We start from the raw sequence: 24,640 nt of genomic DNA on the forward strand, positions 1-24,640 counted from the left end.
TGCGTCGATCACGCATCGCAGCGACAGGCTGGTGCGGTGTCTGGGATGCCAGCTCACCAGCAGCAGAAAGTGCTCGTCGCGCAGAACGGCTGCGGCCGGTCTCACCGCCGACCAATACCGACGCCGACGGCTGTGCGTTAAGGAATAGCCTCCCGCGCAGAATCACGTTGCGCTTATTCCACATCGCTGTAAGCCCTTTCACAGCACCCACAACCTGGGTAACGAGCGCCGCCGCAGTAAGGTTCACATCGGCTCAGATGCTGCGTCTTTAGATACGCCGGAGGGTTACACCGCCGGATCGAGCTCTGGCCGCTATCAACCCACCCGTCGATGTGGTCGCGGAGGTGCGCAGTTAGTCGCCCGCCGACGCAAACAGCCCGGATATAACCGTGAACAGCACGGCCCTGGTATTGCGTCGTTTGCCGCTGGTGAGGACCACGTGGCGGGTCATTTTGGAGGGGCCGGTGGCGGCTGTGTTGTGTATGCCAGTACGGTGCGGCTGTGCCGTTGAATTTGGCGTCGCGCACGCAAGTGTCTGGGCATTACTTTTTGCGCCGCCGGCTGCAGTTTGCGCTTTTGCGGCGCTCGGTGCGCATGCAGGTCGATCCGGTGCGCTGGCAGCGGGTGATGCTGATGCTGTCGGGCGTGGTCGGGGCGGTGCTGCTGATCCTGGCGTTTGTGATCGGCTGGATGCGCCCGGCCGGGGTGGTGGGGCAGTCCAAGATCGTCGCCGACCGCAAGACCGGCGCGCTGTATGTATCGGTGGACGGACGGCTGCATCCGGCGCTGAATCTGGTCTCGGCGCAGCTGATTTCGGGCCAGCCGGACGCTCCGACGTTCGTCAGCTCCGGTGACATCGCCAAGTGGCCGAAGGGCCCGGTGGTCGGCATCGTCGGCGCCCCGGTGGAGGCCCCGGCGGTGTCGGCGCCAGACATGTCGCGGTGGGCGGTATGCGACACCGCCGGCGAGGCGGTGGGGGCTGCGCCGCTGGTCACCGGCATCGACGGGGCGTTGACGCTGGGCAGCAGCAGCGCCGACGCACTGGGGGACGGGCGCGGGCTGCTGTTGGCCTATCAGCAGCAGAACTATCTGGTGACCGGCGGGGTGCGGATGCCGCTGGATCTGACCGATCGGGCGTTGACCGGCGCGCTGGGGGTGGATCCGGGCGCGCCGGTGCCAGCGATGTCGCAGGCGATGTTCGACGCGCTGCCGGCGGGCGGCCCGCTGGTGGTCCCGACCGTGCCGAACGCCGGCGCGCCGGCTCCGTTCGACTGGGGTCCGGGGGTGGTGATCGGCTCGGTGGTGGTGACCCAGGACGTGGCCACCCACGCCGACAAGTTCTACGCCGTGGTCGGTGACGGGGTGCAGCCGGTGTCGCCGGTGGTCGCCGCGATGCTGCGCCAACGCGACTCGTATGGCACCTCCACACCGCCGCGGGTGTCGCCGGACCGATTGGCGCAGGTCCCGGTCCGTCACGTTTTGGACGTGGATTACTACCCGGCGCAGCCGCTCAAGATGGTCGATCAGCGGACGCAGCCGGTGACCTGTGTCGGGTGGGAGCGCGGCGTCAACGACCGGCAGGCCCGGATCAGCGTGCTCACCGGGCGTGACCTGCCGATCGCCTCCGACCAGCATCAGAAGCTGGTGCCGCTGGTCGGCGGTGGCAGCGGCGTGCAGGCCGGTCAGGTGCTGCTGGCCGACCAGGCGGCAACCTTCGTGTCGACGACCGGGTCGGCGCCGGATTCACCGCAGCGGGAGACGATGTGGCTGATCGGCGAGTCCGGGGTCCGCTACGGGGTGCCGTTCGACGAGCAGGCGCTGCAGGCGCTGGGCCTGGCGACCTCGCAGAACCGGCCCGCGCCGTGGGCGATGCTTCAGGTGTGGCCGGAGGGCCCCGAGCTGTCGCGGGCGGCGGCGCTGACGGTGCACGACTCGGCGGTGGGTCCGGCGGCCCCGGTGACGACACAGCAGCCAGCGCTGCAGGGAAGGTGACGACCCATGTCGACGGTTCGGTTCACGCCGGGTAAGGCGCCGGAGGCGCCGAAGGCCCCCGGGGGTCGCATCGCGCTCAAAGAGGCGCTGACCGCGCCGCGCCCGATCCCGCGCACCAAGATGCAGATCATCTTCCCCGCGGTGATGGGGGTGGCGTTCCTGGGCATGCTCGCGCTGATGTTCTCCCAGCCGGGGCTGCGCTCAGGCCCGGTGGGGTACTTCAGCCTGTTCTTCCCGTTCATGATGCTGATGTCGCTCGGCGGGATGCTGACGATGGGCCGCTATTCCGGCGGCGGTGACAAGCAGCTGACCCCGGCGCAGATGGAGGCCGAGCGCCGCGACTATCTGATGGGGCTGGACGAGAAGCGCGACGAGGTCACCGCGGCCGCCGAGGCGCAGTTCCGCCAGTTCCAGTGGTTTCACCCCGAGCCTGCGCTGCTCCGCGGGCTGGTGGGCTCGCCGCGGATGTGGGAACGCGGCCGCGGGCATCCGCACTTCGGCTGGGCGCGCATCGGGTTGGGCAAGACCGAGCTGGCGATGAAATTCGAAACCCCGCTACTGGGGCGCTCCGAGGACTACGAGCCGATCACCTACGAGGCGCTGTCGGCGTTTCTGCTGGAGCAGTCCGCGGTGCGCGGGATCGCCAAACCGGTGTCGCTGACCTCGGTGCCGGGCTGGGCGCTGGTCGGCGAGGCGGGCATGGAGCCGGTCTACGCGCTGGCGCGGGCGATGATCTGCCAGGCGGCGGTGTTTCATTCCCCGCGCGACTTCAAGGTCATGGTGGTCACCGACGATGTGTCGCGCTGGGATTGGCTGAAGTGGCTGCCGCACACCGAGCGGGCCGCCAGCCCCGACAATGTCGATCCGCCGCGCATGGTGTGGACCTCCGCCGAGGACATGGACGCCGCGGTGGGCATGGAATTGCACCAGGAGCGCAAGGGATTCGGCCAAGCCGAGGGTGCGGTGCTGCCGCACTGGCTGGTGTTCAACGATCAGGCCCGGGTGGGTGCGGAGTGGGAAACATTGACCCGCAAGGGCGGTGTGGCCGGGGTGACCTTTGTGCGGCTGGTGCCCGAGACGGGCAGTGGGGTGGGGTTCTCGCCGGACACAACGCTTTTCGTTACATCTTCTGAAATCCGGGACCGGCACGGCAAGGTGGCCGTGCCCGACCGACTCGAGGAGTCCTGCGCCCGGGCGATCGCACGCAAGATGGCGCGCTACCGCCCGCAGGGACCGGTGGGCGCCAACACCACCACCACGCGCCCGGACATGATCGACCTATTCGACATTTTGGACATCGCCGATGCCGCCGACGTCGATGTGGACCGCACCTGGGCAGCCACCCGCTCGGGGCCGCCCTACGAAGACAACAGCTGGGGGGCGGACTGGCTCAAGGTCACGATCGGCGCCGAGGACGGCGGCGCGCCGATGGTGTTGGACTTCAAGGAAACCCACGAGGGCGGCATGGGCCACCACATGATCCTGGTGGGCACCACCGGCGCCGGGAAGTCGTCGCTTCTGACGACGCTGATCCTCTCGGCGGCGCTGACGCATTCCCCCGAGACATTGAACATCGCGTTTTTCGACTGGAAGGGCTCCACGACCGCGCACGCGATCGCCGACTTGCCGCATGTGGTGGCCGCGATGAACAACCTGCGCAACGACTCGCTGTGGGTGGAGCGGATGGGCGACGTGATCTACGGCGAGCTGGAGCGGCGCAAACGGATGCTGGACCGGGCGCGGGTGTCTGACGCCGCCGAGTACGAGTATCTGCGCATCCACCGCGGGGAGCGGCTGGAGCCGATGCCGGCGCTTCTGATCATCATCGACGAGTTCACCCAGATGTTCGTGGAGCATCCCCCGGCCAAGGCGATCATCGACGAGATCGGTCGCCAGGGAAGGGCTTTGCACGTCAAGATGATCATGGGCAGCCAGCGGCTGGGCCATGAGATGCAGACCGGGGTGATGGGCAACATCCCGATCCGGGTGGCGCTGCGCACCCTCGATGACGTGGACTCGCGCGCGGTGATCGGCACCGACGAGGCCAAGTACCTTCCGCTCAAGCCGGCGGGGGCGGGCTATCTGCGGGTGTCTGGGCGCCCGCGGCTGACCCGCTTCCAGACCGCGTATGTGCAGAAGAACTACACCCCGCCGCGCCACGCTGAGGCCGCCGCGGTGCGCGCGCAGGTGGGTTATGTGCCGCCGCGGGAGTTCGCCGCCGCCGGGATGGAACCGCTGGCGCTGCCTGCTCTGACGGCTGCTGCGGCCGCGCCGCAGCAGGATGCGCGGACGGTGATGGGGCCCGACGGGCGTCCGCTGCGCCAGGTCCAGGCCGCGTCGGCGTCGCTGCGGCGGCGCTATAGCCGCCCCGTGCACCGGATGTGGCTGCCGCCGCTGGAGCCGCTGCGCGTCGACGAGCTGGTGCGCCGGCTGCGAGGGCGGCCCTGGCAGGACGGCTACGGCGAGAACCGGGGTCTGCGGTTCCCGGTCGGGGTGGAGGACAGGCCGTTTCAGCATGCGCAGCGGGTGTACGCGGTGGATCTGGCCGGGGCGAACTGCGCGGTGATCGGGATGCAGGGCGCCGGCAAGACCACCGCTCTGGCCACGATGATCACCGGCGCGGCGTTGATGTACACGCCGGAGCGGATCCAGTTCTACGTGTTGGCGCTGGGCGGACCGCAACTCAACGACGTGGAGGGGTTGCCGCACGTGGGCTCGCTGGCCCGCGCGGCCGAAAGCGAGCGGGTAGGCCGCACCATCGCCGAGATGACCACCCTGATCGACGAGCGCGAACGCGCGTTCAGCGAGCTGAAGCTGACCGTGGAGGACTTCCGGGAACGCAAGTTCGGGGGGCGCGCCGGCCCGGTTCCCGACGATCCGTTCGGCGATGTGTTCCTGGTGATCGACGGGTGGGCGCAGTTCTCCCAGGGCGGGTTTGACCGTTATGTCGGTGACGTGGAGGCGATCCTGCGGCGCGGCCCCGCGTACGGGGTGCACACGATCGTGTCGGCCAGCGGCTGGATCGCGGGCAAGCTCACCTCGGGCATGACCCCGGAGTTCGGGGCGAATGTGGAGTTGCGGCTTTCCGAGAACGACGACCTGCATCGCAACAACCGGGACGTGGCCAGGAAGGTGCCCTACGGGGACAAGGAGGTCCTCGGCGAAGACGACGACGATGCCGGTGAGGCCGGCGCGCGCGGCGAGGAGAAGGAGACCAAGAAGCTGCGGGTACGCGGCCGGGGCACGTCGATGGCGGGCTATCACTTCCAGACCGCGCTGCCGCAGCTGACCGTCGGCGGCCAGGTGGTGGGTGTGCGCGAGGCTGCGGCGGCGGTGGCGCAGGTGGCGGGAACCGGCGGCGGGGCCGCCGAGGTGCGGATCCTGCCGGAAAGTGTGTCGATCGACGAGGTCGAGGAGCTGTGGGCGCGCCGCGGCGGCGGCACGCCCGGGCAGGTGCCGTTCGGCATCTCGGAGGTGGGGCTGCTACCGGCGGTGGCCGATTTCGCTTCCAGTCCGCACTTTCTGGTGGTCGGCAACCCCGACTGCGGCAAGTCCAACGCGCTCGCCACCCTGGCACAGGCGGTGATGCGGGCCTACCGGCCCGATCAGGCCCGCATCTTCGTGGTGGATCCGCACAACTCGCTGCTGCAGGTGGTGGAGGGCGCGCATCTGGGCGGCTACGTCTACCGCCAGCAGCAGGTGCGCGACATGGCCGCCGAGGTGGCGCGGCTTCTGGAGACGCGGCTGCCGCCGGAGCACGCCACCCAGGCCGAGCTGGCCGCCGGGGTGCGCTGGAGCGGGCCGCAGGTGTTCGTGTTCGTCGACAACGAGGAAACCATCCAGTCCTGGGATTCGGGGATGAGCTTCGCCCCCGGCGCGGCGGGTTATCCGTTGGAGCCGCTGTTGGCGTTCATGGATCGCGGCAAGGAGGTGGGGCTGCACTTCGTGGTGTCGCGCCGGATCGGCAACTGGGGGCGGGCGGTGGCCTCGCCGCTGGTGGGCCGGATGTTGCAGCTGACGACCCCGGGCGTGGTGATGGACGGCCCGCGCAGCCAGGGCGACATCCTGGGCGGGGTGAAGGCCGCCTCGCAGCCGCCGGGGCGGGGGATCTATGTCACCGACAGGCTGGCGGCCCCGGTGCAGATCGCGGTAGCGGCCGGGCGATGAGATGCGGCGAAGCCCGCTCACCTTGACTCTCGGGATTTGCTAGCCACTCAAACCAGGACGTAAACGCGGCACCGAGTTCGGTGGCGCCGCGGAGGGGATTTAGCTGCGCGACGCCACCCGCCGGCTCATAATTTTCGGCACCGTAAAGTAAATCCGGCGTGCGGCTTCATCGTTGGAGGTCAAGCTCAGGTTGAGGCACAAACCGTGACACAAACGCCGAGGTGGCGACTGGGCGCCGGAGACTGACGATCTGCGGCGAATATCGGCTCCAGCGGTTGCGTAAATGTTTGCCAGCAGCTTAGGCTCGGCCGAACAAATGCCCGCAGTGGCATCTGGGTCGAGGAGGGTTTTGCCGATGTATTTCATCGAGACGCCGGTGGTGGCGGCACAGTCGGCCAGTGAGGCGGTGGGGACCGCGGTGACCGGCGCGATGCTCGCCGGCGCGGCGCCGGAGATGTCCGCGGTGGTGCCGATGGGCAGTGAGGAGGTGTCGGCGGCGCTGTCCAACGCGATCGCCGCGCACACCGCCAACTTTCTGTCGATGACCGGGCTCGCGGTCGCCCAGCGGGGGCAGTTCGCCGCCCAGGTCGGCACATCGGCGGCGGTGGCCGCGGCTTCCGATGCGCTGGCGGCCAATCCGCTGACGCTGTAGGCGTCGGCATGTATTGGGGAATTCCGCCAGAAACCAACGACTTTCGGCTGCGCACCGGCCCGGGCGCGGCAGCGGTGATCCCGCACATTCTTGCCTATGAAGAGGCTTCGGCCGTTCACCTCGAGCAGGCGCAGCAGATGGTGGCGACGACCATGGCGACCAATTCGTCGTGGATCGGCGCCGGCGACATGGCGATGAACGAGACGTCGCTGCCGATGGCGGCCTACATCGACGTCGTGGGGGCGCACGCCCAGACCGCGGCCCAGACGATCAACGCAGCCGGGCAGGCCCACAGCGGGGCGGTGGCATCGAGCATTCCCTACCCGACGGTGATCGCCAACCGCGTACGCGAGACCGCGCTGGAGTCCACCAACGTGATCGGCCAGAACAGTCCGGCGATCGCCGAGGCCAACTTCGAGTACGGCGAGTACTGGGCCCAGAACGCCGGCGCGATGATGGGATACCTGTCGGCGGCCGTTCCGCTGATCCAGGCGCTGTCGGTGCCGTTGGCGCCGTCCCCGCTGGGCGCCAACCCCGCCGGCATGGCCGCTGAGGTCGCCTCGCTGGCCGTGACCGGCACCGAGGCGGGGGTGCAGGGCATGGGCAATGTGCTGCAGCAGGCCGCCACGGCGGGCTCGACGACGGCAGACACCGGCGCCGGTGTCGCCGCCGGGGTGGCGTCGGGTGTCGCGGGGGCGGCCAGCGCGGCCTCCGGTTCGGCTTCCCAGGGCGGGCAGGCGGGGTCGTCGACCGGTGAGCCGGCCGCCGCCGGTCAGCAGGGCCAGGCCGAGGCCCAGATGCTGCAGTCCGCGCAGGGTATGGCCGGGCCGATGACGTCGGCGCCGTCGTCGCTGCTGCAGGGCGCGACCCAGCCGCTGTCGCAGCTCGGCCAGGCGCCGGGGATGATCGGCGGGCAGCTCGGATCGCTGATGGGCCCGATGATGTCGTCGATGGCCGGCGGAGGCCTCGGCGGCGCGCCGCCGCTGAGTGACCTTGCGCTCAACGGGCCCGCGGCCGCGGCCGGCGGGCTCGGCGGCGCCAACGGCGGTTTCGCCGCCGGCGGCGGCGGATCGGCGATCAGCGCCGCGCTGACCAAGCCGTCGGCTGGATCGAGCGCGATGGCCGGGCCGGTCGGCGTGCCGACATCCTGGTGGGCCAGCCCGGGTGCGGGGGCCGCCGAGGAGAAGGCGCCGGCGGGGGTTCGCGGCGCCGCCGCGCCGGGCGGGGCGATGGGTCCGGGGATGTACGGGATGCCGGGGGCGGCGTCGGCGCGTGAGCGGCGATCCACCCGCGAGGCGGCCGATCCGGACAAATCGGTGCTGCTCACCGGCGCCGGCGCGGGAGTGCCGGTGCTGACCGACGACGGGGTCGTCTACGCCCAAGGGCAGGGGGTGTGACGGCACCACAACGCAATGAGAACAGATACGGCAACACTGAGATTCAGAAGGAGATGTCAACAACATGGCGTTGAACACCGAGGCCGAGGCCATGTACGCCGCGGCCAACCAACTCGACCAGATCAAGCAGGACGTGGTAAACGCGCTGGGCCAGTACTTGACGATGAACCAGAACCTGACCGGTCCGGGCCTGAACGGGACGGCGGCGACCGCGTCGCTGGCCACCAGCGAGGACATCACGAACACCGGCCGGCAGGTGGGGGCGCGGTTCGACCACGTGATCCAGATGATGCGCAAAGGCGCGCATGATTACCAGAGCATGGACGAGCAGAACCGGGCCCGGCTGGCCAACATCCGCCCGGCGTAGCCGGATCGAGCATCACCAGACGACAAGAGGAGTTTTCGATATGTCTCTACCGATTCGTTACGACCAGGGCATGATCGCCGATCACGTGTCGGGACAGAACAACCTGGTCAACTACATGACCGATCTGCGCCAACAGGCGATCAACGTGCTCAACCACATCGCCCACATCTGGACCGAGCACGGGTCCAACGCCTATCAGGAAGCGCACTTCAACGTCGACATGGCGTTCGCGAAGGTGTTCGAGACGATCGGCTTCCACGCCCAGGCGATCCACGGCGCCGCGAACGACGCAGGGGTGTGCGACAACGGCGTGGCTGCGGGGTTCGGAAACATTTGAGCAGCGCGTCGGCCGTGGGAGCGCGGCTGTCGACCACGTCTGAGGGCTTGTGGCTGACGGCCGCGCTTGCCGGTGTGAGCCGGTTGCCGGCGGTGTTGCGGGTGCGCCCGGTCGGCGACGTCGAGCAGATGCTGGCCGGCCACCCGGGGCTGGCCGTGCTGGAGGACGCCGGCGTGTGCCGTGGCGGCACATTGGATCCCGATGTCGCCGAATGGATTTCGACGCTTGGGCGCCCCGATGTCGAGGTGGCGCTGGACGTGTCGAGGCCCAATGGGCAAGCTGACCGGCTGGCTGGGCCGCCGCCGCTGTTCGAGGCGCCGTCCGACCCGCTGGAGGCCGCCGAGGCGTTGCGGGTGTGGCGGGCGAACGGGCCCGCCCGCCGCGCCGCGGCGGTGTGCCGTCGTGACGGATCCTGGGTCGCCGCCGCGCGGGTGTGGCAGGTCGGTGATGAACCGCTGGACGAGATCGTGGTGTCCCCGCTCGGGCGGGCCGCGATCGGGGCGGTGATCAACGATCTCATCGGGCCAGGGCAGCCTGCGGACTTCGACGGCATCAACATCGAGACGGCGGTGCTGAACCCGATCCTTTCGGACTGGCAGGCTCGCCCCGGCATGGACCTGGTGACCGAGCTCGTCGACGTGGGGCTGACGCTGCCGCAGGCGCGCATCGTCGCGGCGGCCGGCGACGCCACCGCCACCCGGGCGAGTCTCACCGCCATCGAGTATTCGGTGGAGGGGCCGCATTTCGCGCCACACGGCATCTCCGTGATCGACACACTTTCAGGGCGCGTGCTGGTCAGCCCCGTCGCCGGACCCGACCAGCGGCCGTGGACCACGATTTTCCCAGGTACCGGCCATCGGATCGCCACCGCGGTGACCGAGCTGCTCGAGAGCCTGCCCTGCGGGCGGGGCTGGACCACCCACACCCGGATCCGACCCTTCGATACGCGCTAGGGTGGCCGCGTCGTAGACGTATGTATTCCGAGTGTGTGAGGCGCGACGTGACAGGCATTTTCGGCGTGGCCGGTGCAGGCGCGTTGGCGACCTTCAGGGAGAGCGGCGCATGACCGGACCGGACGAGCGCGAGTTTTTCGACCATTTGCAGGCCGGGGCGCCCAGCACGCCGCAGTCAGAAGGCGATCAGGAGCCGCACGCCGCGCCAGCCGAGCAGCCACCACCGGGGGCGCCTGTCCCGCCGGGTTCGGCTTCAGCCGGTCCGGCGGGTTCCCCGCCGCCGCGGGGTCCTGCCCACGTGCCCTACGCCGGCCCGTCAGCGCCGCCGCAACGTCAGGCGCCGCGGTGGGTGCCGTCGAATGCGCCGCGTGGCGAACGCCCCGGCGAGTTGCGCGACCAGCCGCCCGCTGCGCCCCCGGGCGGGGGCCGCCCGTCGGGCGCTGACGCCGATCCCCGCTCGCAGGCCGGCGGCCCTCGGTACTCCGGGCCGAACCCGGGACCGATTTCCGCGCCTACCTCCGGACCGACCTCGGGACCGATTCCGGCCCCTGACCGGGGTGCGGACACCGAGTTGCTGCCCCCGGCCGAGGGCCCGTGGGGCAGTGCGGCGGCGGAGAAGAGCGCCACCTCCTGGGAGCTGATGCGCGATCAGCTTCGGGCCTCCAACCTGACCCCGGTGCGCAAGATCCCGCCGTCCCGAGGTTGGCGAAAGTGGTTGTACAGCGCTTCATTTGGGCGCATCAACCCAGGCGAGTCGCCCGATGAGCGCCGGCTGCGCGCGCTGAAGGAAACCGTGGACACCCCGCTGCGGGGCACCTATTCGGTGGTGGTGCTCGGTGGTAAGGGCGGCGCCGGCAAGACCACCACGGTCGCGGCGATCGGCTCGACGCTGGCGCTCCTGCGCAACGACAAGGTCGTGGCCATCGACGCCGATCCCGCCCAGGCCGCCAACCTGGCGTCACGGATCGACCCAAGGGCGTCCTCGTCGTTCGGCGAGGTGATCGCCGATCAGCAGCTGTCGCGGTACTCGGACATGCGCTCGCACGTGGGCCAGAATTCGGCGGGTCTGGACGTATTGGCTTCCAGCCCGCAGCCCGGTCGCGGCCCTGTGGATGCATCCACCTACAACGAGGCCCATCGGCGCCTGGAGCGGTTCTACAGCTTGCTGATTGTCGACTCCGGTGTGGATCTGCAGCATCCGGTGACCGGCGGGGTGCTGGGTTGCGCGGATGCGGTGGTGCTGGTGGCCTCGGCGGTTCCCGACGGTGCCGAGGGTGCGGCCAAGGCGATGGACTGGCTTGCCGAGATGGGCTACCGGCAGGTGGCCTCGCGAATGCTGGTGGTGATCAACCATATTCGACCGTTCTCGAGCCACCGTGACAAGAAGCAATCCGACCAGCTGGTGGCGACGCTGGTGGAACGGTTCGGTGACTGGGTGGGCCCGGACAAGGTGTTCGTGGTGCCGTTCGACCAGCACATCGCGAACGCCGGCGTGCTGGACCTGGACCAGTTGCGTCCGCAGACCCGTCGGCGGTTCCTGGAGATCACCGCGATGCTGGCCTCCGGGTTCGCCGCCACGACCGAGGGTCGCCGGTGAGCGCACCGAGCCGGGGCCAGCGCCGCGCACCGGCCAGCACAACGGCCGCGGTCAGCCCGGTGCAGCTGTGCCGGGTGGCCCTGCTGGTGGGTCAGGACGCCGAGATCGACTACACCCTGCCGGCCGGGGTGCCGTTGATCGCGGTCACCGAAGATCTGGTTCCGCGGATCAACGAGCAGCTGCGCCGCCGCGGGCGCCCCCTGCTGGACGCCGCCGGCACCTATCAGCTGTGCCGCCCGGACGGGCGGGCACTGGATCCGCAGCGCTCCCTGGACGAATCGGGGGTGCTCGACGGCGATCTGTTGTGGCTGATGCCCACCGAGGCGACCGAAGCATTTGAGCCGGTGGTGGAGAACGTGTCGACGGCGATCGCCCGCGCGGCCGCCCAGCAATTCGACGAGATGAACGAAACGACCGCGCGGCGGGTCGCGGGCTGGCTGACGGCGGGGCTGGTGACCTGGGCCGAGGTCATGATGGCCCGACAGTGGTGGCACTCCGGGGGATGGGTGCCCGCGGCGGTGTCGTGGACGCTGACCGCCGTGTTGGCGCTGACCGCGTGGCTGTGTTCACGGGCCCGCGGTGAGCAGCGACGCCGCGCGTCCGACGCGTTCGCCTGGTCGGCGCTGATCCCCGCCGGCGCGGCAGGTGCGATGTCGGTGCCCGGCCATCCCGGTTGGTGGCATGTGGTGCTCGGCACCGTCGTGCTGTTGGCCGGGGTGGTGATGCTGGCGTTGTTGACCGATCGGCACCTGGCCGCGGTGTCGCTGGTCGTCACGGTCGCGGGGTTCGCGGCGGTGGTGGCGGCCCTGCAGGGGTCGGGCTGGCATTTTGCACCGGAACGCATCGCGGTGGTGGCGCTGCTGGTGGTGCTGGTTATCGTCACGTTTGCCACCAACCTCGGAGTGATCGGCTCGGGGGTGCCGATGCCGGTGTTCCCGTCGGTGACCGAGCGGGGCGTGTTCGAGACAGCGCCCGGCGCTCCCCGGGACACGGTCTCCCCGGTTCCTCCGTCGGGCGCCGAGTCGCCGGAGCGGATCGCCGCGTGGGCACAGCGCGGCAACCAGATCGTCACCGGGGTGCTGATCGGTGCCGGCGTCGTGGCGGTGGTGGCGGCCCGCTATGCGGTGGTCCCGGGCCGGCCCGGCGGCTGGCGGTTTTTGGTGTTCACCCTGGCCATCTGTTTGATCCTGCTGCTGCGGGGGCGCTCGTTCGTCGACCGCTACCAGTCGACGGCACTGGTGGTGGCGGCGACGCTGGCGGTGGCGATGGTGATCGGGCGCTACGCGGCGGCGGCCACGCCCCCGCGGATGCCGACGACGCTGATGTGCGTGGCGGCCACGGTGGGTGTGGTCGTGCTGGGCCTGTTGGCCGGGCTGGTGGTGCCGTCGGCGAAGTTCACCGCCCCGGTGCGTCGCACCGTGGAAATCAGCGAATACGTGCTCTTGGCGCTGGTGATTCCGTGGGCGCTGTGGCTGCTGGGCGCCTACTCGGCGGTGCGCAACATGGTGCACGGCTGATGCAGGCATTGAAGAAGTTGGCCGGGTGCGTGGCGGTGACCGCGCTGCTGGCCGCCTCCACCGGGCTGGCGGCCGCGGTGGAACCCCCGTCGGTGCCGCCGGGGCCGGCGCCTCCGGACCCGCCGCCGGCGCCGGACCAGCCGATGCACCAGGTGGCCGGCTGCACCCGCACCGCCGTCATCCCGGGCTCGGACTTCCGGGATCTGCCGCCCGCGCTGGACTTGATGAACATGCCCGCGGCCTGGAACCAGTCGACCGGCGCGGGTGTGGTGATCGGGGTGATCGACACCGGCGTTGCCCCGTCGTCGCGGCTGCCGCACCTGGTGGCCGGCGGGGACTACGTCATGGGTCCCTACGGCGACGGTTTGCAGGATTGCGACGCGCACGGCACCGTGATCGCGTCGCTGATCGGGGCCGCCCCGTCGGGGGCGGCGCTGGCCAGCCGCCCGCGCGGGGCGGTGCCGGCGCCCCCGCCGCCGGCCGCGCCGCCGCCGCAGCCGATTCCGCCGCCGCCTCCGCCGCCCACGGTGACGGTGACCTCGACCGCCACCCCGGCGCCGGTCACGGTGCAGGCGCCGCCGCCCCCGCCACCCCCCGACGCTCCGAACTGGATCACATCGTCTGGTGTAGCGCGCGGCGGGCCGGGTATGCCGGTGCCGCGGCAGCCGCCGCCCGGGGGAGGGCCGGACGGGCTGATCGGCGTCGCTCCCGAAGCGGTGATCGTGTCGATCCGGCAGTCCTCGCACACCTTCGGGCCGGTCAACCCGATCATCGAGGCCGACCCGGAGGCCGCGCAGCGGGCCGGGGACATCAACTCGCTGGCCCGCGCGATCGTGCACGCGGCCAACCTCGGGGTCAAGGTCATCAACATCAGCGTGGTGGCCTGCCTGCCCGCCGCGGCCCCCGCCGATCAGGCCCCGCTGGGCGCCGCGCTGCGCTACGCCGCGGTGGACCGTGATGTGGTGATCGTGACCGCAGCCGGCAATGCCGGCGAGTCGGGCTGCAAGCAGAACCCCGACCCGGTGCCCGCCGGCCAGACCGACCCGCTGGGCTGGAACTCGGTGACCACCATCGCCACCCCGGCGTGGTTCAACGATTACGTGCTGTCGGTGTCGGCGACCGACTCGCTGGGGGTGCCGCTGTCGGGGCAGGCCGCGTCCCTGCACGGGCCGTGGGTGGGGCTGGCGGCCCCCGGCGCCGACATCGTCGGGCTGTCCACCGACGGGCAGGTGATCAACTCCTCGATCGACACCACCGGTGGCAGCGGCGACACCCTCAAACCCATTGCCGGAAGCTCATTTTCGTCGGCGTTCGTGGCCGGGGTGGCCGCCCTGGTGCGCGCGAAGTATCCCGGCCTGTCGGCGCACCAGGTGATCCACCGGCTGCAGGCCACCGCGCATCCGCCCGCCGGAGGCCGTGACACCGTCGTCGGCTACGGGGTCGTCGACCCGGTGGCCGCGCTGACCTGGGATGTGCCGCCCGGTGACCCGCTGGCGTCGGGGGCGAAGGCGGCGCCGCTGAGGGTTCCCCCGCCGCCCCCGCCGCCGGATCCGTGGCCCAGGCGGGTCGCGGTCGCCGGAACAGCGGGCGCGGTGGTGCTCGTCGGGGCGCTGGTCTGGATCGTGACGGTGACCCGTCGGCGGAGGCAGCAATGAAACAGCCGCTGCTGGGGGTGCGTGCCCGGCTGCCCACGGTGATCGCCGCCGAGGTCACCGCGCTGGCAGTGACCGCGCTCCTGCTGGCGGCGGGCACCCCGGGCTGGCCGGCGCTGGCGGTGGGTGTGCTCGTCGCGGTGCTGGGCCTCGTGCTGACATTCTCGGGGCTGGCGCTGTGGCACTGGATGTGGTTGGCCGCACGCTGGGTGCGCCATCGGCAGCGCAAGGTCGCGCTGGCCGACGGGACCGACATCGAGGTCGACGGCGCCCCGGTCGGGGTGATCATCGACGGCCACACCGTGATCACGATGGTCGCGGTGTGGGGCAGGCAGTACATCCCCACGCTGCTGCACGCCCGCCACGCCGAGACCCCGAACACGTTGCCGCTCACCGTGATCGCCGAACACATGCACCGCTTCGGGCTGGGCGTGGATGTCGACGTGGTGTGCGAGGGGCGCCGCACCGGCACGGACAGCTACGCGGGCCTGTACTCGACGTTTCTGGGGCCGAGGCCCGCGGCGGGCAAGCGCTCCACCACGCTGGTGCTGCGGATGGACACCCGCGACGCCGACACCACCAGGGGGCTGCTGTGGCGGCGCAACACCGCCGAGGCCGCCGCGGCCATCACCCGGCGGATGGTGCGCGCGCTGCGCCAGGCCGGTTGCCGCGCGCAGATTTTGACCGCGGCGCAGATGCACGAGGCCACCGTCGCCAGCCTCGGCGGCCCCGAGGACGCCTCCCAGGTGTACCGCGACGAGTGGTCGGCGCTGCACCGGCCGGGCCGCGGGTATCTGACGAGCTACTACTTGTCCGCTGATGATGTGCGGGCCAGCCAGATCGACGAGGTGTGGTCGTATCCGGCCGAGCACACCACCCTGGTGATGGCGCTGCGCCGGGACGCCTCGGCTGTGCGGGCCTCGGTGGTGGTGCGGCTGCGGACCGGGCAGCCGTTGACCAGCGCCCCGTCGCTGGTGCTCAACCGATTCACCGGCCGGCAGTGGGATGCCCTGGCGCTCACCCTGCCCAGGCGTGCACGGTTGACGGGTCTGCCGAGCTCGCCGGTGGATCAGGACCTCAACGCGGCGGTGGTGGTAGGCCCGTCCGGCGTGATAATCGGCAAGCTCGGTGATGGGCTTCTGCTGATGCCGCTGTCGGACCCGTCAGGCCCGACCCGCATCGCGATGCACACCGACGACGACGTCGCGGTGCGGCGCCTGATCCGCCGCGCCGCGGCCGCCGGCGAGCTGGTGGCCGTCTACGACAGCACCGGCCGGTGGACGATGCGGTCGGCGTCGTCGCACATCTGGACCAGCCGCGATCTGACCGCGCAGCCGCCGCGGCCGCCCACCCTGGTGGTGCACAACGGCAATTCCGACCCCTATCCGGGGGCGTGGGTTTCAATAGCTGTCAACGGCGGCAGCATCAGCGAGCCCGACATCGTGATCGAGCAGCGGGGGGACCGCATCCACCTGGGCACCAAGCGTTTCAACACCGTCGTGGAGGCGGTGAGCTTCCGCAACGAGCAACCGTACCTGAATTAACCACGGCCCAGGTTGAGCCGAATATCGTTCGGTGGCCGAGTTTTTCAGCGCGTTCCCAGGATCTGCTGAGTCAACGAAAGTGATCCGCCCCCGCGGTGTACATCGGCGTTGCCGGCGAATAACCTCAACCGAGTTGTTCGTAACCGACGACGTTTACGGTTAGCCGCCAACTGCAGAGGAATTGATGGAACGTGGGCAAAAAAGACCCGGATGAGGGTGAAGCGAACATCATCGTCGGCATGGCCGACGCGGCCATGCACATGTACGGGAACGCGATCGATTCGCTGCCCAATGACGGCGACATGGAGTTCCCGTCCCGGGCGGAGGTGATTCTTTCCGGGCTACGCAAACTGCAGGGCACGTTGACCGATGCGGCTGGTCGAAGCCGGCCCACGCCGGAGGTCATCGTCGCGCTGAGCGACGTGCGCCGCCACTACGACGACCTGATGGCTCGCGCAGCGGCCGCGCCGGGATCCACACTGGGCCAGCAGCTCTATGTTGCGCGGCGGCAGGCGAGGCTGTCGGCGCAGGAGGCAGCCAACGGGATCGGGCTGCGCGCCGATGTGCTCGATGAGTTGGAGGCCGGCGAGACACCGACCGAAGAAGAGGCGGTGAAGATCAAAGAGCTGCTCGCGGCGCTTGGTGGTTCACCGGACGGCGCGGGCGCTGATTCGCACGAGATTCACATGGAATCGTTCGACGAGTCGATGGCATGGCACGGCCAGGAGTGAGTCACATCCGTTAGATCGTCGGCTGGGCTGCCCGGCCGAAAGTTGAAGGTCATTTGCCGACCAGCTCCGGGTGGAATTTCGCCACCATCCGGCGCATCCCATCGTGCCAGTCGACCGTGGTGCCGCCGAGGAGCTCGCGCATCCGGGTCACGTCGGTGGGCACCCCGCGCAGCGTCTGCCCGCTCTCCTCCAACGCAGGCTCCCGGCCGACCAGCGAACCGAGGTACGCGCACCACTCCTGGACGCTGACGGTCTGGTCGCCGGCCCAGTTGACCGTCGTCGCCGGGACCGACGCGACCCCCAGCAGCTTCGGGACTGTCGCGATGATGTCGTATTCGTGGATCGGGTTGTAGCGGGCCGGTCCGCCGGGCGGCACCGGATCGGCAAGCCGGCCAGGATCATCTCCATGTGGAAGTACGGCCACCCGCCGTTGTCGCCGTATGGGACGTTGAGGCGGGCGATGGTGGTGGGCACGCCGAGCGCGCGCGACATCGACCGGGCGACGACCTCCCCGGCGATCTTGGAGATGGAATAGGTGGGGAACAGCACCTTGTGGTTGTCGCCCAGGGCGGCGTGCTCGGTCCGGGGTTCGTCGTCCGGGGGGTCGTAGACGGCCGTCGAGGAACAGTGGAGGAAGGCCTTTGCGCCGCGGCAGTGGGCCATGAGGAGGCCGACCGACTCCGCGTTGGCCCCGAGGTCGGTGTCCCAGTTGCCGCTCTTGGCCACCGCCAAGTTGAGGACGTAGTCGAAGTCGGACGGAAGCGCGGTGAAGTCACCAGCGGCCAGGTTGACCGTCTCGCACCGAACCCCCGCCTTCTCGAGGCCGGCACGCGCCGCGGCGTCGGTGAAGCGGGCGATGCCCCACACCTCGTTGTGCGCCGCCAGGGCCCGGGCGATGGGAGTGGCGACCTGACCGGTCGGACCGGTGATCAGGATCTTGAAGCCGCGCATGGGCTGATGGTAGGCGACCTTCTGACGGGTGATCAGATCTGTCCATAGACCATCGCGCCCGGTCTGTTAGCGAGTTGCGCAGCAAGGAGCCAGAAGCCACGATCTTCGTGGCCGCAGGAAACGAGGGAAATGACCGCAGAATCGAAACGGGCCGAGTCGCTGGCGGAAACGCAGAGCGGCAGCGAGATGGCCGATAGAAGAACAGCGCGGGGAATAGTTGTTGGCGTCGATGGGTCACCGTGGGCCACTATGGCGGTGCGGTGGGCCGCGCATGAGTCGGTGATGCGCAATGCCGCACTCACATTGGTCCACGTGCTCACCACACCAGTCGCCAGCCGGTTGGGGTGGACGTTTTCGACCGCGCCGCTGCCGGCGGAGTTCGGCGAATGGCAGCAAGACGACCAGGCCCGGCAACTCATCGACGAAGCCATCAGCGTTGTCGAAGACAACGCCCGAGACAGCGGTGGCGTAAAGGTTGAAGCTGAAGTGTTGTCCGCCGGGGAGGTGTTCACTTCCGCCATCCCCGCCCTGGTCGAGCTGAGCGCAGAGGCGCAGATGATCGTGGTCGGATCCCGAGGTCAGGGCGGAGCGCTGGTCCGCGGCCTGCTCGGATCTGTCAGCAGCGGACTGGTCCACCACGCCCGCTGTCCTGTCGCGGTGATCCACGATGACGCGGCCGGGCTCGAGTCGTCGCAGGCACCGGTGTTGGTGGGCATCGACGGCTCACCGGCTTCGGAGTTGGCCACCTGCATAGCCTTCGATGAAGCCTCGTGGCGAGGGGTCGACTTGGTGGCCCTACACGCGTGGAGCGATGTTGTCGTACCCGACTTCCCGGGCGTGAACTGGTCCGCGATTGAATCCAACGCGGAGGAAACCCTGGCGGAGTGGCTTGCGGGTTGGCACAACCGTCATCCCGATGTCACGGTGCGCCCTGTGGTAGTCCGCCATCAACCGGCCCGTCACCTCCTCGCCCAGTCCGAGGACGCCCAACTCGTCGTCGTGGGCAGTCGAGGCCGCGGCGGGTTCGCCGGGATGCTGCTCGGCTCGGTCAGCACCGCCGTCGTCCACGCTGCCCGCACACCGGTGATCGTCGCCCGCCACCCCTAGCCGCCACGACCATCGGCTTGACACCCGGCCTACCGCGCCGACACCCAGGTGTGCACTCACGCAAGCCGACGTTTCGCCCAGCGAAGTCGGTTTGGTGATTTCGGCGCTGCTACTCCGCTGGAGTCAGGCGGATGGCGGCCAGATGGTTTTGTTCGACCGCCACGGTGAACTCCTCGAGTGTGGGTATTCGCTGATCGCGGAACTTCAATCCGAGCATGCGCTGTGCGCCCTTGACGCCATAGGACTCGCAGCAGCGCCGGTAGAGCTCGGCGACGACGGAAGGGTCCTGGATGAGTTCAGCGCGCATGGCCGCCGTCTTCCCGCCGTGGAGAACCTCGGCGGGCGCGCCACCGCGGAAGTTCCCCTTCCAGGGAGCAGCGGTCAGGGCATAGAGTTCGTTGTCGATATGATGAGCACTCACCGGAATTGTGTACGGGCGCCCCGTCTTACGTCCGTGGAAGCTCACCACCATCAGCTGCCCGCGCGCGGCGCCCATGATTGGAGTGCGCACCAGGAGCCGCACGATTGGGTTGACGACGCGGAGTATCGCGGGGGGCGGATGCGAGACCGTGATCGCGGGTGACTGTTCTGTCATGCCCTCACCGTACGACCAATCGGGCCAGCCGCAAGAGTCGGTCAGCGCTTTGCACCGACAAAGACAACCGCTAATCGGGGGTAGGCATCTCAACGCCTTTCACGGCGCGAAGGCCCGAGTTGGCGGCAAGACGGGTGTAACTGAATCGGCCGCCGGTTTTGGACCGGCATCTGGTGTGGGGGTTGACGCCAGTAAGGACCTTGCGGACAGCGATCTGCATGTGGCGGGGTGCGTGCAGAACTCTCCAAGCCGGTGGACCCGGCGAGTTAAAAAAACTCTGATGACCTACGGTTTTTACGCTTCCGTCAACTCGTTCGAACAAAATGCTCCGGCAGTCCCGCCAAGAGCGGGAGATCAATCCCCTCTACGGGAAAACAGGCCCGAGAGAAAACCGACACAAAGGGGTGATCGTGTCTACAAGGGAGAATGTCGAGATAGCCAGAAAGGCGTATGCCGCGTTCGCCGCGGGCGACCTCGAAACGACCTTCGGCATCTTGGACGACAGCATCGAGTGGTTCAATCCCGGCAACAGCAAGGTCAGTGGCACGTATCGCGGCAAAGCCCAGTTCACGGAATTGGTAGGCAAGCTGGCAGAAACTGAAGAAGTCTCTTGACAGTGTTGGGGGGCGACGTCTCTCGACCGCCCAGCAGCGTCCTAAGCCGCGGCACCGGTGAGGCGATAGGTCACGGTAAGAGCCACCAATTTCTGTCGCGTCAGAGAGGGTGGCGAGGGTGTCCGGTTGCGCAGGCCGGCTATCCGGACCGGATCGCAGGGGCGATATCACACACAATGTCTGACCAGCGGTGACACGATATTGACGTGAGCGACGGTCGGGACGGCTGTGTGGGTAGCGGCCAAAGTGGTGGTCGTGGCGCGTCGGTTGATGAGTTGCTTGATCGGGCGGTGGCGGCAATCAACCGTGGGGATGCGGTGACCGCGGCCACGTTGGCGGGACAGGTGTTGGCCGTCGACCGTGGAAACGCCGAGGCCGAAGATCTGCTGGCCGTTCCTGACACTGAGGGTGAGATTCGCCGGTTGACGATTCTGTTCGCTGATCTGGTCGATTCGACAGTGTTGTCCGCGCGGGTAGAGCCGGAAGCCTACCGGACTATCGTGGGCCGATATCGCGACGTGGTGCTGGCGGTCGTGCACCGCTACGAGGGGCATATCAGCTCTACCAAGGGTGACGGTCTCTTGGCGGTGTTCGGTCACCCCACGGCCCATGAAAACGATGTGCGCCGTGCCGTGCTGGCGGCCCTGGAGATCACCCGGGAGGTGACCAGGCTCGGGGAACAAGCCAGACGTCGGTTCGGAGTGGACATCGCGGTGCGGGTCGGGGTGCACCGCGGGCTGGTGTATCTGGACACCGCCCAGGATGACGTGTACGGAATGGCGGCCAATCTGGCCCAACGGGTGTCGGGCCTGGCGCCCCCCGGGACCATCGTGGTCTCCGACGCGGTTGCGTCCCTGGTCGGTGACGCGTTCGATTTGGAGGCCCGCTCGCCCGTCGCGGTCAAGGGTGTCGAGGCACCGATCAGCTATCACCTGGTTCTGGGTGAGCGGGCGGACGCGGCCCGGGTCGGCGTGGGCCGTGGTCGGCTGGTGGGACGCGAGCGTGAACTCGGCCGGCTGCAGAAGTGTTGGCAGCGTGCATGCGCCGGCACGCTGCGCATGCCGGGGGTGGTGTTCCGCGGTGAGCCCGGGATCGGTAAGTCTCGGTTGGCGGCGGCGGCCGTCGAGCTCGTCGAGGGTTCTGGCGCGGTGCTGGAGTTGATTGGGTCGCCGTTTCACAGCGGCGCCGGCCTGTATCCGGTGCGGACCTCCCTGGAACGTCGCTGCGGCATCGATCGCCTCACCGAGCCGGCCGAACGACTGCGGCGGTTGGAAGCGGAGGTGGTGGCCCAGTCGCTGGATCCGGTGCGGCTGGTGCCGTTGTTGGCTCCGGTGATGGGCATTGGCGCCGAGGCGGGCTATGAGCCGGTGGCCGCCGAGGGGCGCAAGCTCTACGAGCTGATCACGGCGGCGGTGCGGGAGTATCTGCTGGCGTGTGTGGGCAGCGGTGCCGGTTTGGTGGTGGCCAAGGATGTGCATTGGTTTGATCCGTCCACCGTGGAGGTTCTCGGCGGTCTGCTGGATGCCAGCGGGGGTCGACTGTTGGTGGTGATCACCGGACAGCACGATGGCTGGCTGCCGGCTTGTTGGCCGGTCAAGGTGTTCGATCTCACGCCGTTGACCGACGAGCAGGCCGACACTCTGATTACCGCCTTGAATCCACGCCTGCCGGCCGAGGACCGGGCGGTGGTGCGCGCCCGTTGCGACGGCATTCCGTTCTACATCGAGCAGCTGGTCCGGGGGCAGGGCGACAGGAGTGATGGGCGCCAAGACCAAGCGCTGGTGCCCGATGCGCTTTATGAGCCGTTGTTCGCCCGGCTGCGCGCCAGTGCCAACGTGGTGCCGGTTGTGGAGGCGGCAGCCGTCATCGGCCGCCAATTCGATCGGGGCCTGCTGTACTCGGTGTGTACGCAAAGCGAGGACGAGGTGGACGACGTCCTCGACAAGCTCGAGGATGCGTTGGTAGTTGAGCCGTCGGGAATCGACAGCTGGCGCTTTCGTCACGAACTGCTGCACGAGGTGGCCTGCGAGTTGGCACCGGCCAGCGTGCGCCGCGCGCTGCACGCCAAGGTGGCCGATGCTCTGGTGCGCGGTGTCGGAAGCGGTGACCCGGACTGGCGGCTGGTGGCCGCCCATTATGAGCACGCGGAACGTTTCGACGACGCCGCATCGGCCTACGAAAAGGCCTCCGGGGCTGCGCGCCGTCGCGGCGCGCTGGCCGAGGCGCGCACCTGCCTGAGCCTCGCTTTGGCCCAACTCGACAGCGCCACACCCGGCCCGGACCGCAACCGGCGCGAAATCGCCATGCGGCTGGAGCGGGGATTTCTCGCCGCTGCTGTGGAGGGCAACCAAACCCGTGCTGCCGTCAGCGATTTCGAGCGGTGCCTGCGGCTGGGTGGGACTGACCTACATGACGACGAACTCGTTGCGACGATGGTTGCCCTCATGGTCTACTACTTCACCCGCGCCGACCTGCGCCGGGTGGTCCGGGTCCTCAGATCATTGCGCGCCGCTCGCGAGCAGGGACGGCAGTGGTTGGGCCCGGCGATCGAGGCCTCCTTCGGCGTGGTGGCGTGGCTTCGCGGCGAGTTCTTCGCTGCCAGTTCGCGCCTCGAGCACGCCATGCCCGGCCTGACCGCGGCGGGCCAGCTCGACATGGTGTGGTACCAGCCCAACGACCCCATCACGACGGCGGGCGCCCACCTGGCCTTGACCCGGTTTGTGCGGGGTGATCTCGCCGGCGCCGAGGCCGAACTGTTGGAGGTGGCACGCCGGGTCCACGGGCTGGACTTCCCACAGGGCCCGTTCAGCAGGGCCTTCGCGGGTTTCGTGGAGACCTGGATGCGAATCGAAGCCGGCCAACTCGACAAGGCTGCGGTGCTGGCCGCCGACCTGATTGATCTGGCCGAGCGGCACGGCTTTGACGCCTGGCACCTGTGGGGCGGTGCCCAGCAGGCCACCGTCAAGGCCGTGGCCGCGTTGAGCGCCGAAGAGTTGAACTCGCGCACGCTGTCGGATCACATCGCGACCATGACAGGGCTCGTCGACATTTTGGGCCGGGCCGGGCTCAACGCCTATCTCACATTCTTCGATGGGATCCTCGGTCGCCTGTTGACCGCCATCGGCGAACCGGAGCAGGCCCGCGCTCGGCTGCACGCCGCTTTGGAATTCGCCCGTCAGACAGGCATGCATTTCTATGACGCCGAACTGCTGCGGCTGCGTGCACGCACCCACAGCGACTCTGAGAACCGCCGAGCCGATCTCGGGGCCGCTCTGGATCTGGCCCGCCGCCAGGGCGCGACACTGTTCGAATTGCGAGCCACCCTTGACGATTTCGACTTTCGTGGCGGGCCCGCCCGTGCAGCGGTCGGTGATGCGCTCAGCCGCTTCCCCACCGATAGCGTGTTTCCCGAACTGGCACAGGCGCGGGACGCAGTGGAGTTATTCGACCGGCAACTCGGGTAGTTCGGCCGCGGTTGACGACAGCTCAAGCAGACGATGTGCATCTGGGGCCCCAGAGGAACCCTGTCGACGCCTGCCTCGGCCATCAACTCCTTATCGACGCTGCGCATCTGTGCGAATGGGGATGGCGTGGCTGTTGTCACCGATCCGGGGATGCTTCGTGGCCGCTGCCGCTCCTTCCGGAAGCCAACGCACGTGCTGAGCGCAAGATTACGGGCCGTACGTGCATCCGATAACTGCCTGGAAATGCCCGACACCCGACAGGGACGGGTCGCCGGTTTCGCCGACGCGCGCCAACGGCAGGTTGTGGAGAGAGGAGGTGCGGCGCTGTTGGTCGGTCTGGTCTACGCTGCCGCACGACTCAGGCCGCCGCCGGGACCCAATCAAGCCAAACGGCGGTGTACCCATAACGAGTAGGGGTACTAATCAGTGGCCGGCTGAAAGGATGTCGGCGAGGTTCTCCAGGCTTGCGCGAAGGGCTCGGCCGTAGGCCATATTGACCAAGGGGTCAGCAAGCTTGCCGAAGATCCCGCCGAGGCCGCTCTCACTTTCCATTCGGTAGGTAAACCGGGTGCCGCCTTCAGCTTCTTCGAATCTCGTTGCGTTGCTGAACACCAATTTGCTTTCGATGGACCTGAACGCGGTCCCTTTGTTGACATCGACTTCGGTAAATTCGCCGACCCATGAAAACTTGACGCCGAGCAGGCTGCTCTTTCCCGACCACCTCGTGCCCACCGCCACAGGGCCCTGTGTGATCTGTTCGGCTTCAACGACCGCAGGCTCCCAAACGGCAAGACGGTCTGCGCTGATGATGTAGTCCCAGGCTTCGGCGACTGGGCGGGCTATCACGACTGACGCCTCTGATGCCGGCATTTGAATGTCCTTCCTGTCACCGCGACATTTCAGCTTTGTCACGCCGTGATCGGACATCCAAGGGCCATTCGGCCCAGACCTCCGAGACTAACGGCACCAGGCCACTGGTTAGCCCCGGGGTGGGGGCATACGC

Annotated in this window: 16 protein-coding genes and 3 pseudogenes; 16 read left to right on the plus strand and 3 right to left on the minus strand. The window is 68.8% G+C overall.

Going from position 1 to position 24,640, the window contains the following annotated elements; all coding sequences use genetic code 11:
* The first annotated feature begins 501 nt into the window (after nt 1-501).
* The 12 genes from eccB (at nt 502) to VKG81_RS08245 (ending at nt 16,906) form a co-directional block, all read left to right on the plus strand.
* A complete protein-coding gene (eccB, locus tag VKG81_RS08190) occupies nt 502-1,992 on the plus strand; it encodes a type VII secretion protein EccB (RefSeq protein WP_324395338.1) in 1,491 nt (496 codons plus the stop codon).
* A gap of 6 nt (nt 1,993-1,998) precedes the next feature.
* Nucleotides 1,999-6,159, plus strand: a complete 4,161-nt coding sequence (eccCa, locus tag VKG81_RS08195; RefSeq protein WP_324395339.1) for a type VII secretion protein EccCa — start codon at nt 1,999-2,001, stop codon at nt 6,157-6,159.
* Nucleotides 6,160-6,514: 355 nt separating this feature from the next.
* Nucleotides 6,515-6,811 carry a PE domain-containing protein gene (locus VKG81_RS08200; RefSeq protein ID WP_324395340.1) on the plus strand — a complete coding sequence of 99 codons (297 nt, stop codon included), beginning with the start codon at nt 6,515-6,517 and terminating at the stop codon, nt 6,809-6,811.
* An 8-nt stretch (nt 6,812-6,819) separates the two neighbouring features.
* Entirely contained in the window at nt 6,820-8,208 is a 1,389-nt protein-coding gene (locus VKG81_RS08205) for a PPE domain-containing protein (RefSeq protein ID WP_324395341.1), read from the plus strand.
* Nucleotides 8,209-8,272: 64 nt separating this feature from the next.
* Nucleotides 8,273-8,575, plus strand: coding sequence for a hypothetical protein (locus VKG81_RS08210; RefSeq protein WP_324395342.1), 303 nt, complete (start codon nt 8,273-8,275; stop codon nt 8,573-8,575).
* A 40-nt stretch (nt 8,576-8,615) separates the two neighbouring features.
* Nucleotides 8,616-8,912, plus strand: coding sequence for a hypothetical protein (locus VKG81_RS08215; RefSeq protein WP_324395343.1), 297 nt, complete (start codon nt 8,616-8,618; stop codon nt 8,910-8,912).
* Nucleotides 8,913-8,926: 14 nt separating this feature from the next.
* Nucleotides 8,927-9,865 (plus strand): ESX secretion-associated protein EspG, encoded by a 939-nt coding sequence (locus VKG81_RS08220; protein ID WP_324395344.1) that lies wholly within the window; start codon nt 8,927-8,929, stop codon nt 9,863-9,865.
* Nucleotides 9,866-9,974: 109 nt separating this feature from the next.
* Entirely contained in the window at nt 9,975-11,462 is a 1,488-nt protein-coding gene (locus tag VKG81_RS08225; RefSeq protein WP_324395345.1) for an AAA family ATPase, read from the plus strand.
* Complete coding sequence (gene eccD, locus VKG81_RS08230) at nt 11,459-12,979, plus strand: type VII secretion integral membrane protein EccD (RefSeq protein WP_324395346.1); 1,521 nt, start codon at nt 11,459-11,461, stop codon at nt 12,977-12,979. The genes VKG81_RS08225 and eccD overlap by 4 nt, the downstream gene beginning before the upstream one ends.
* Nucleotides 12,979-14,634 (plus strand): S8 family serine peptidase, encoded by a 1,656-nt coding sequence (locus tag VKG81_RS08235; protein ID WP_324395347.1) that lies wholly within the window; start codon nt 12,979-12,981, stop codon nt 14,632-14,634. Before eccD ends, VKG81_RS08235 begins: the two co-directional genes overlap by 1 nt.
* Nucleotides 14,631-16,175, plus strand: coding sequence for a type VII secretion protein EccE (gene eccE, locus VKG81_RS08240; RefSeq protein ID WP_324395348.1), 1,545 nt, complete (start codon nt 14,631-14,633; stop codon nt 16,173-16,175). The genes VKG81_RS08235 and eccE overlap by 4 nt, the downstream gene beginning before the upstream one ends.
* A 191-nt stretch (nt 16,176-16,366) precedes the next feature.
* Complete coding sequence (locus VKG81_RS08245; protein ID WP_324395349.1) at nt 16,367-16,906, plus strand: XRE family transcriptional regulator; 540 nt, start codon at nt 16,367-16,369, stop codon at nt 16,904-16,906.
* 49 nt (nt 16,907-16,955) lie between these two features.
* On the opposite strand, the pseudogene VKG81_RS08250 reads toward VKG81_RS08245, so the two are convergent.
* Nucleotides 16,956-17,857: pseudogene (locus tag VKG81_RS08250) on the minus strand (NAD-dependent epimerase/dehydratase family protein).
* A 186-nt stretch (nt 17,858-18,043) separates the two neighbouring features.
* Between VKG81_RS08250 and VKG81_RS08255 the strand changes: the two are divergent.
* Nucleotides 18,044-18,964 carry a universal stress protein gene (locus VKG81_RS08255; RefSeq protein ID WP_324395380.1) on the plus strand — a complete coding sequence of 307 codons (921 nt, stop codon included), beginning with the start codon at nt 18,044-18,046 and terminating at the stop codon, nt 18,962-18,964.
* 109 nt (nt 18,965-19,073) lie between these two features.
* Here the strand turns inward: VKG81_RS08255 and VKG81_RS08260 are convergent, their stop codons facing one another.
* Nucleotides 19,074-19,559 (minus strand): hypothetical protein, encoded by a 486-nt coding sequence (locus VKG81_RS08260; protein WP_324395350.1) that lies wholly within the window; start codon nt 19,557-19,559, stop codon nt 19,074-19,076.
* Between the two features lie 410 nt (nt 19,560-19,969).
* On the opposite strand from VKG81_RS08260, the gene VKG81_RS08265 reads away from it, so the two are divergent.
* From VKG81_RS08265 to VKG81_RS08270, 3 genes and pseudogenes are all read left to right on the plus strand, one after another.
* On the plus strand, nt 19,970-20,173 hold the full coding sequence (locus tag VKG81_RS08265) for a hypothetical protein (protein ID WP_324395351.1): 204 nt from the start codon (nt 19,970-19,972) through the stop codon (nt 20,171-20,173).
* Nucleotides 20,174-20,517: 344 nt separating this feature from the next.
* Nucleotides 20,518-21,096, plus strand: a pseudogene (locus tag VKG81_RS21500) (adenylate/guanylate cyclase domain-containing protein); the annotation flags it as partial.
* Nucleotides 21,097-21,168: 72 nt separating this feature from the next.
* Nucleotides 21,169-23,637, plus strand: a pseudogene (locus VKG81_RS08270) (ATP-binding protein); the annotation flags it as partial.
* A gap of 423 nt (nt 23,638-24,060) precedes the next feature.
* Here the strand turns inward: VKG81_RS08270 and VKG81_RS08275 are convergent.
* Complete coding sequence (locus VKG81_RS08275) at nt 24,061-24,549, minus strand: SRPBCC family protein (RefSeq protein WP_324395353.1); 489 nt, start codon at nt 24,547-24,549, stop codon at nt 24,061-24,063.
* Nucleotides 24,550-24,640: the final 91 nt, after the last annotated feature.

The organism is Mycobacterium sp. (assembly GCF_035314905.1).
Classification (GTDB): Bacteria; Actinomycetota; Actinomycetes; order Mycobacteriales; family Mycobacteriaceae; genus Mycobacterium.

Coding starts and splice junctions, on each gene's coding strand:
- eccCa (WP_324395339.1), top strand. CDS start 1,999: ATGTCGACGGTTCGGTTCACGCCGGGTAAGGCGCCGGAGGCGCCGAAG.
- VKG81_RS08200 (WP_324395340.1), top strand. CDS start 6,515: ATGTATTTCATCGAGACGCCGGTGGTGGCGGCACAGTCGGCCAGTGAG.
- VKG81_RS08205 (WP_324395341.1), top strand. CDS start 6,820: ATGTATTGGGGAATTCCGCCAGAAACCAACGACTTTCGGCTGCGCACC.
- VKG81_RS08210 (WP_324395342.1), top strand. CDS start 8,273: ATGGCGTTGAACACCGAGGCCGAGGCCATGTACGCCGCGGCCAACCAA.
- VKG81_RS08215 (WP_324395343.1), top strand. CDS start 8,616: ATGTCTCTACCGATTCGTTACGACCAGGGCATGATCGCCGATCACGTG.
- VKG81_RS08225 (WP_324395345.1), top strand. CDS start 9,975: ATGACCGGACCGGACGAGCGCGAGTTTTTCGACCATTTGCAGGCCGGG.
- VKG81_RS08235 (WP_324395347.1), top strand. CDS start 12,979: ATGCAGGCATTGAAGAAGTTGGCCGGGTGCGTGGCGGTGACCGCGCTG.
- eccE (WP_324395348.1), top strand. CDS start 14,631: ATGAAACAGCCGCTGCTGGGGGTGCGTGCCCGGCTGCCCACGGTGATC.
- VKG81_RS08255 (WP_324395380.1), top strand. CDS start 18,044: ATGGCCGATAGAAGAACAGCGCGGGGAATAGTTGTTGGCGTCGATGGG.
- VKG81_RS08260 (WP_324395350.1), bottom strand. CDS start 19,559: ATGACAGAACAGTCACCCGCGATCACGGTCTCGCATCCGCCCCCCGCG.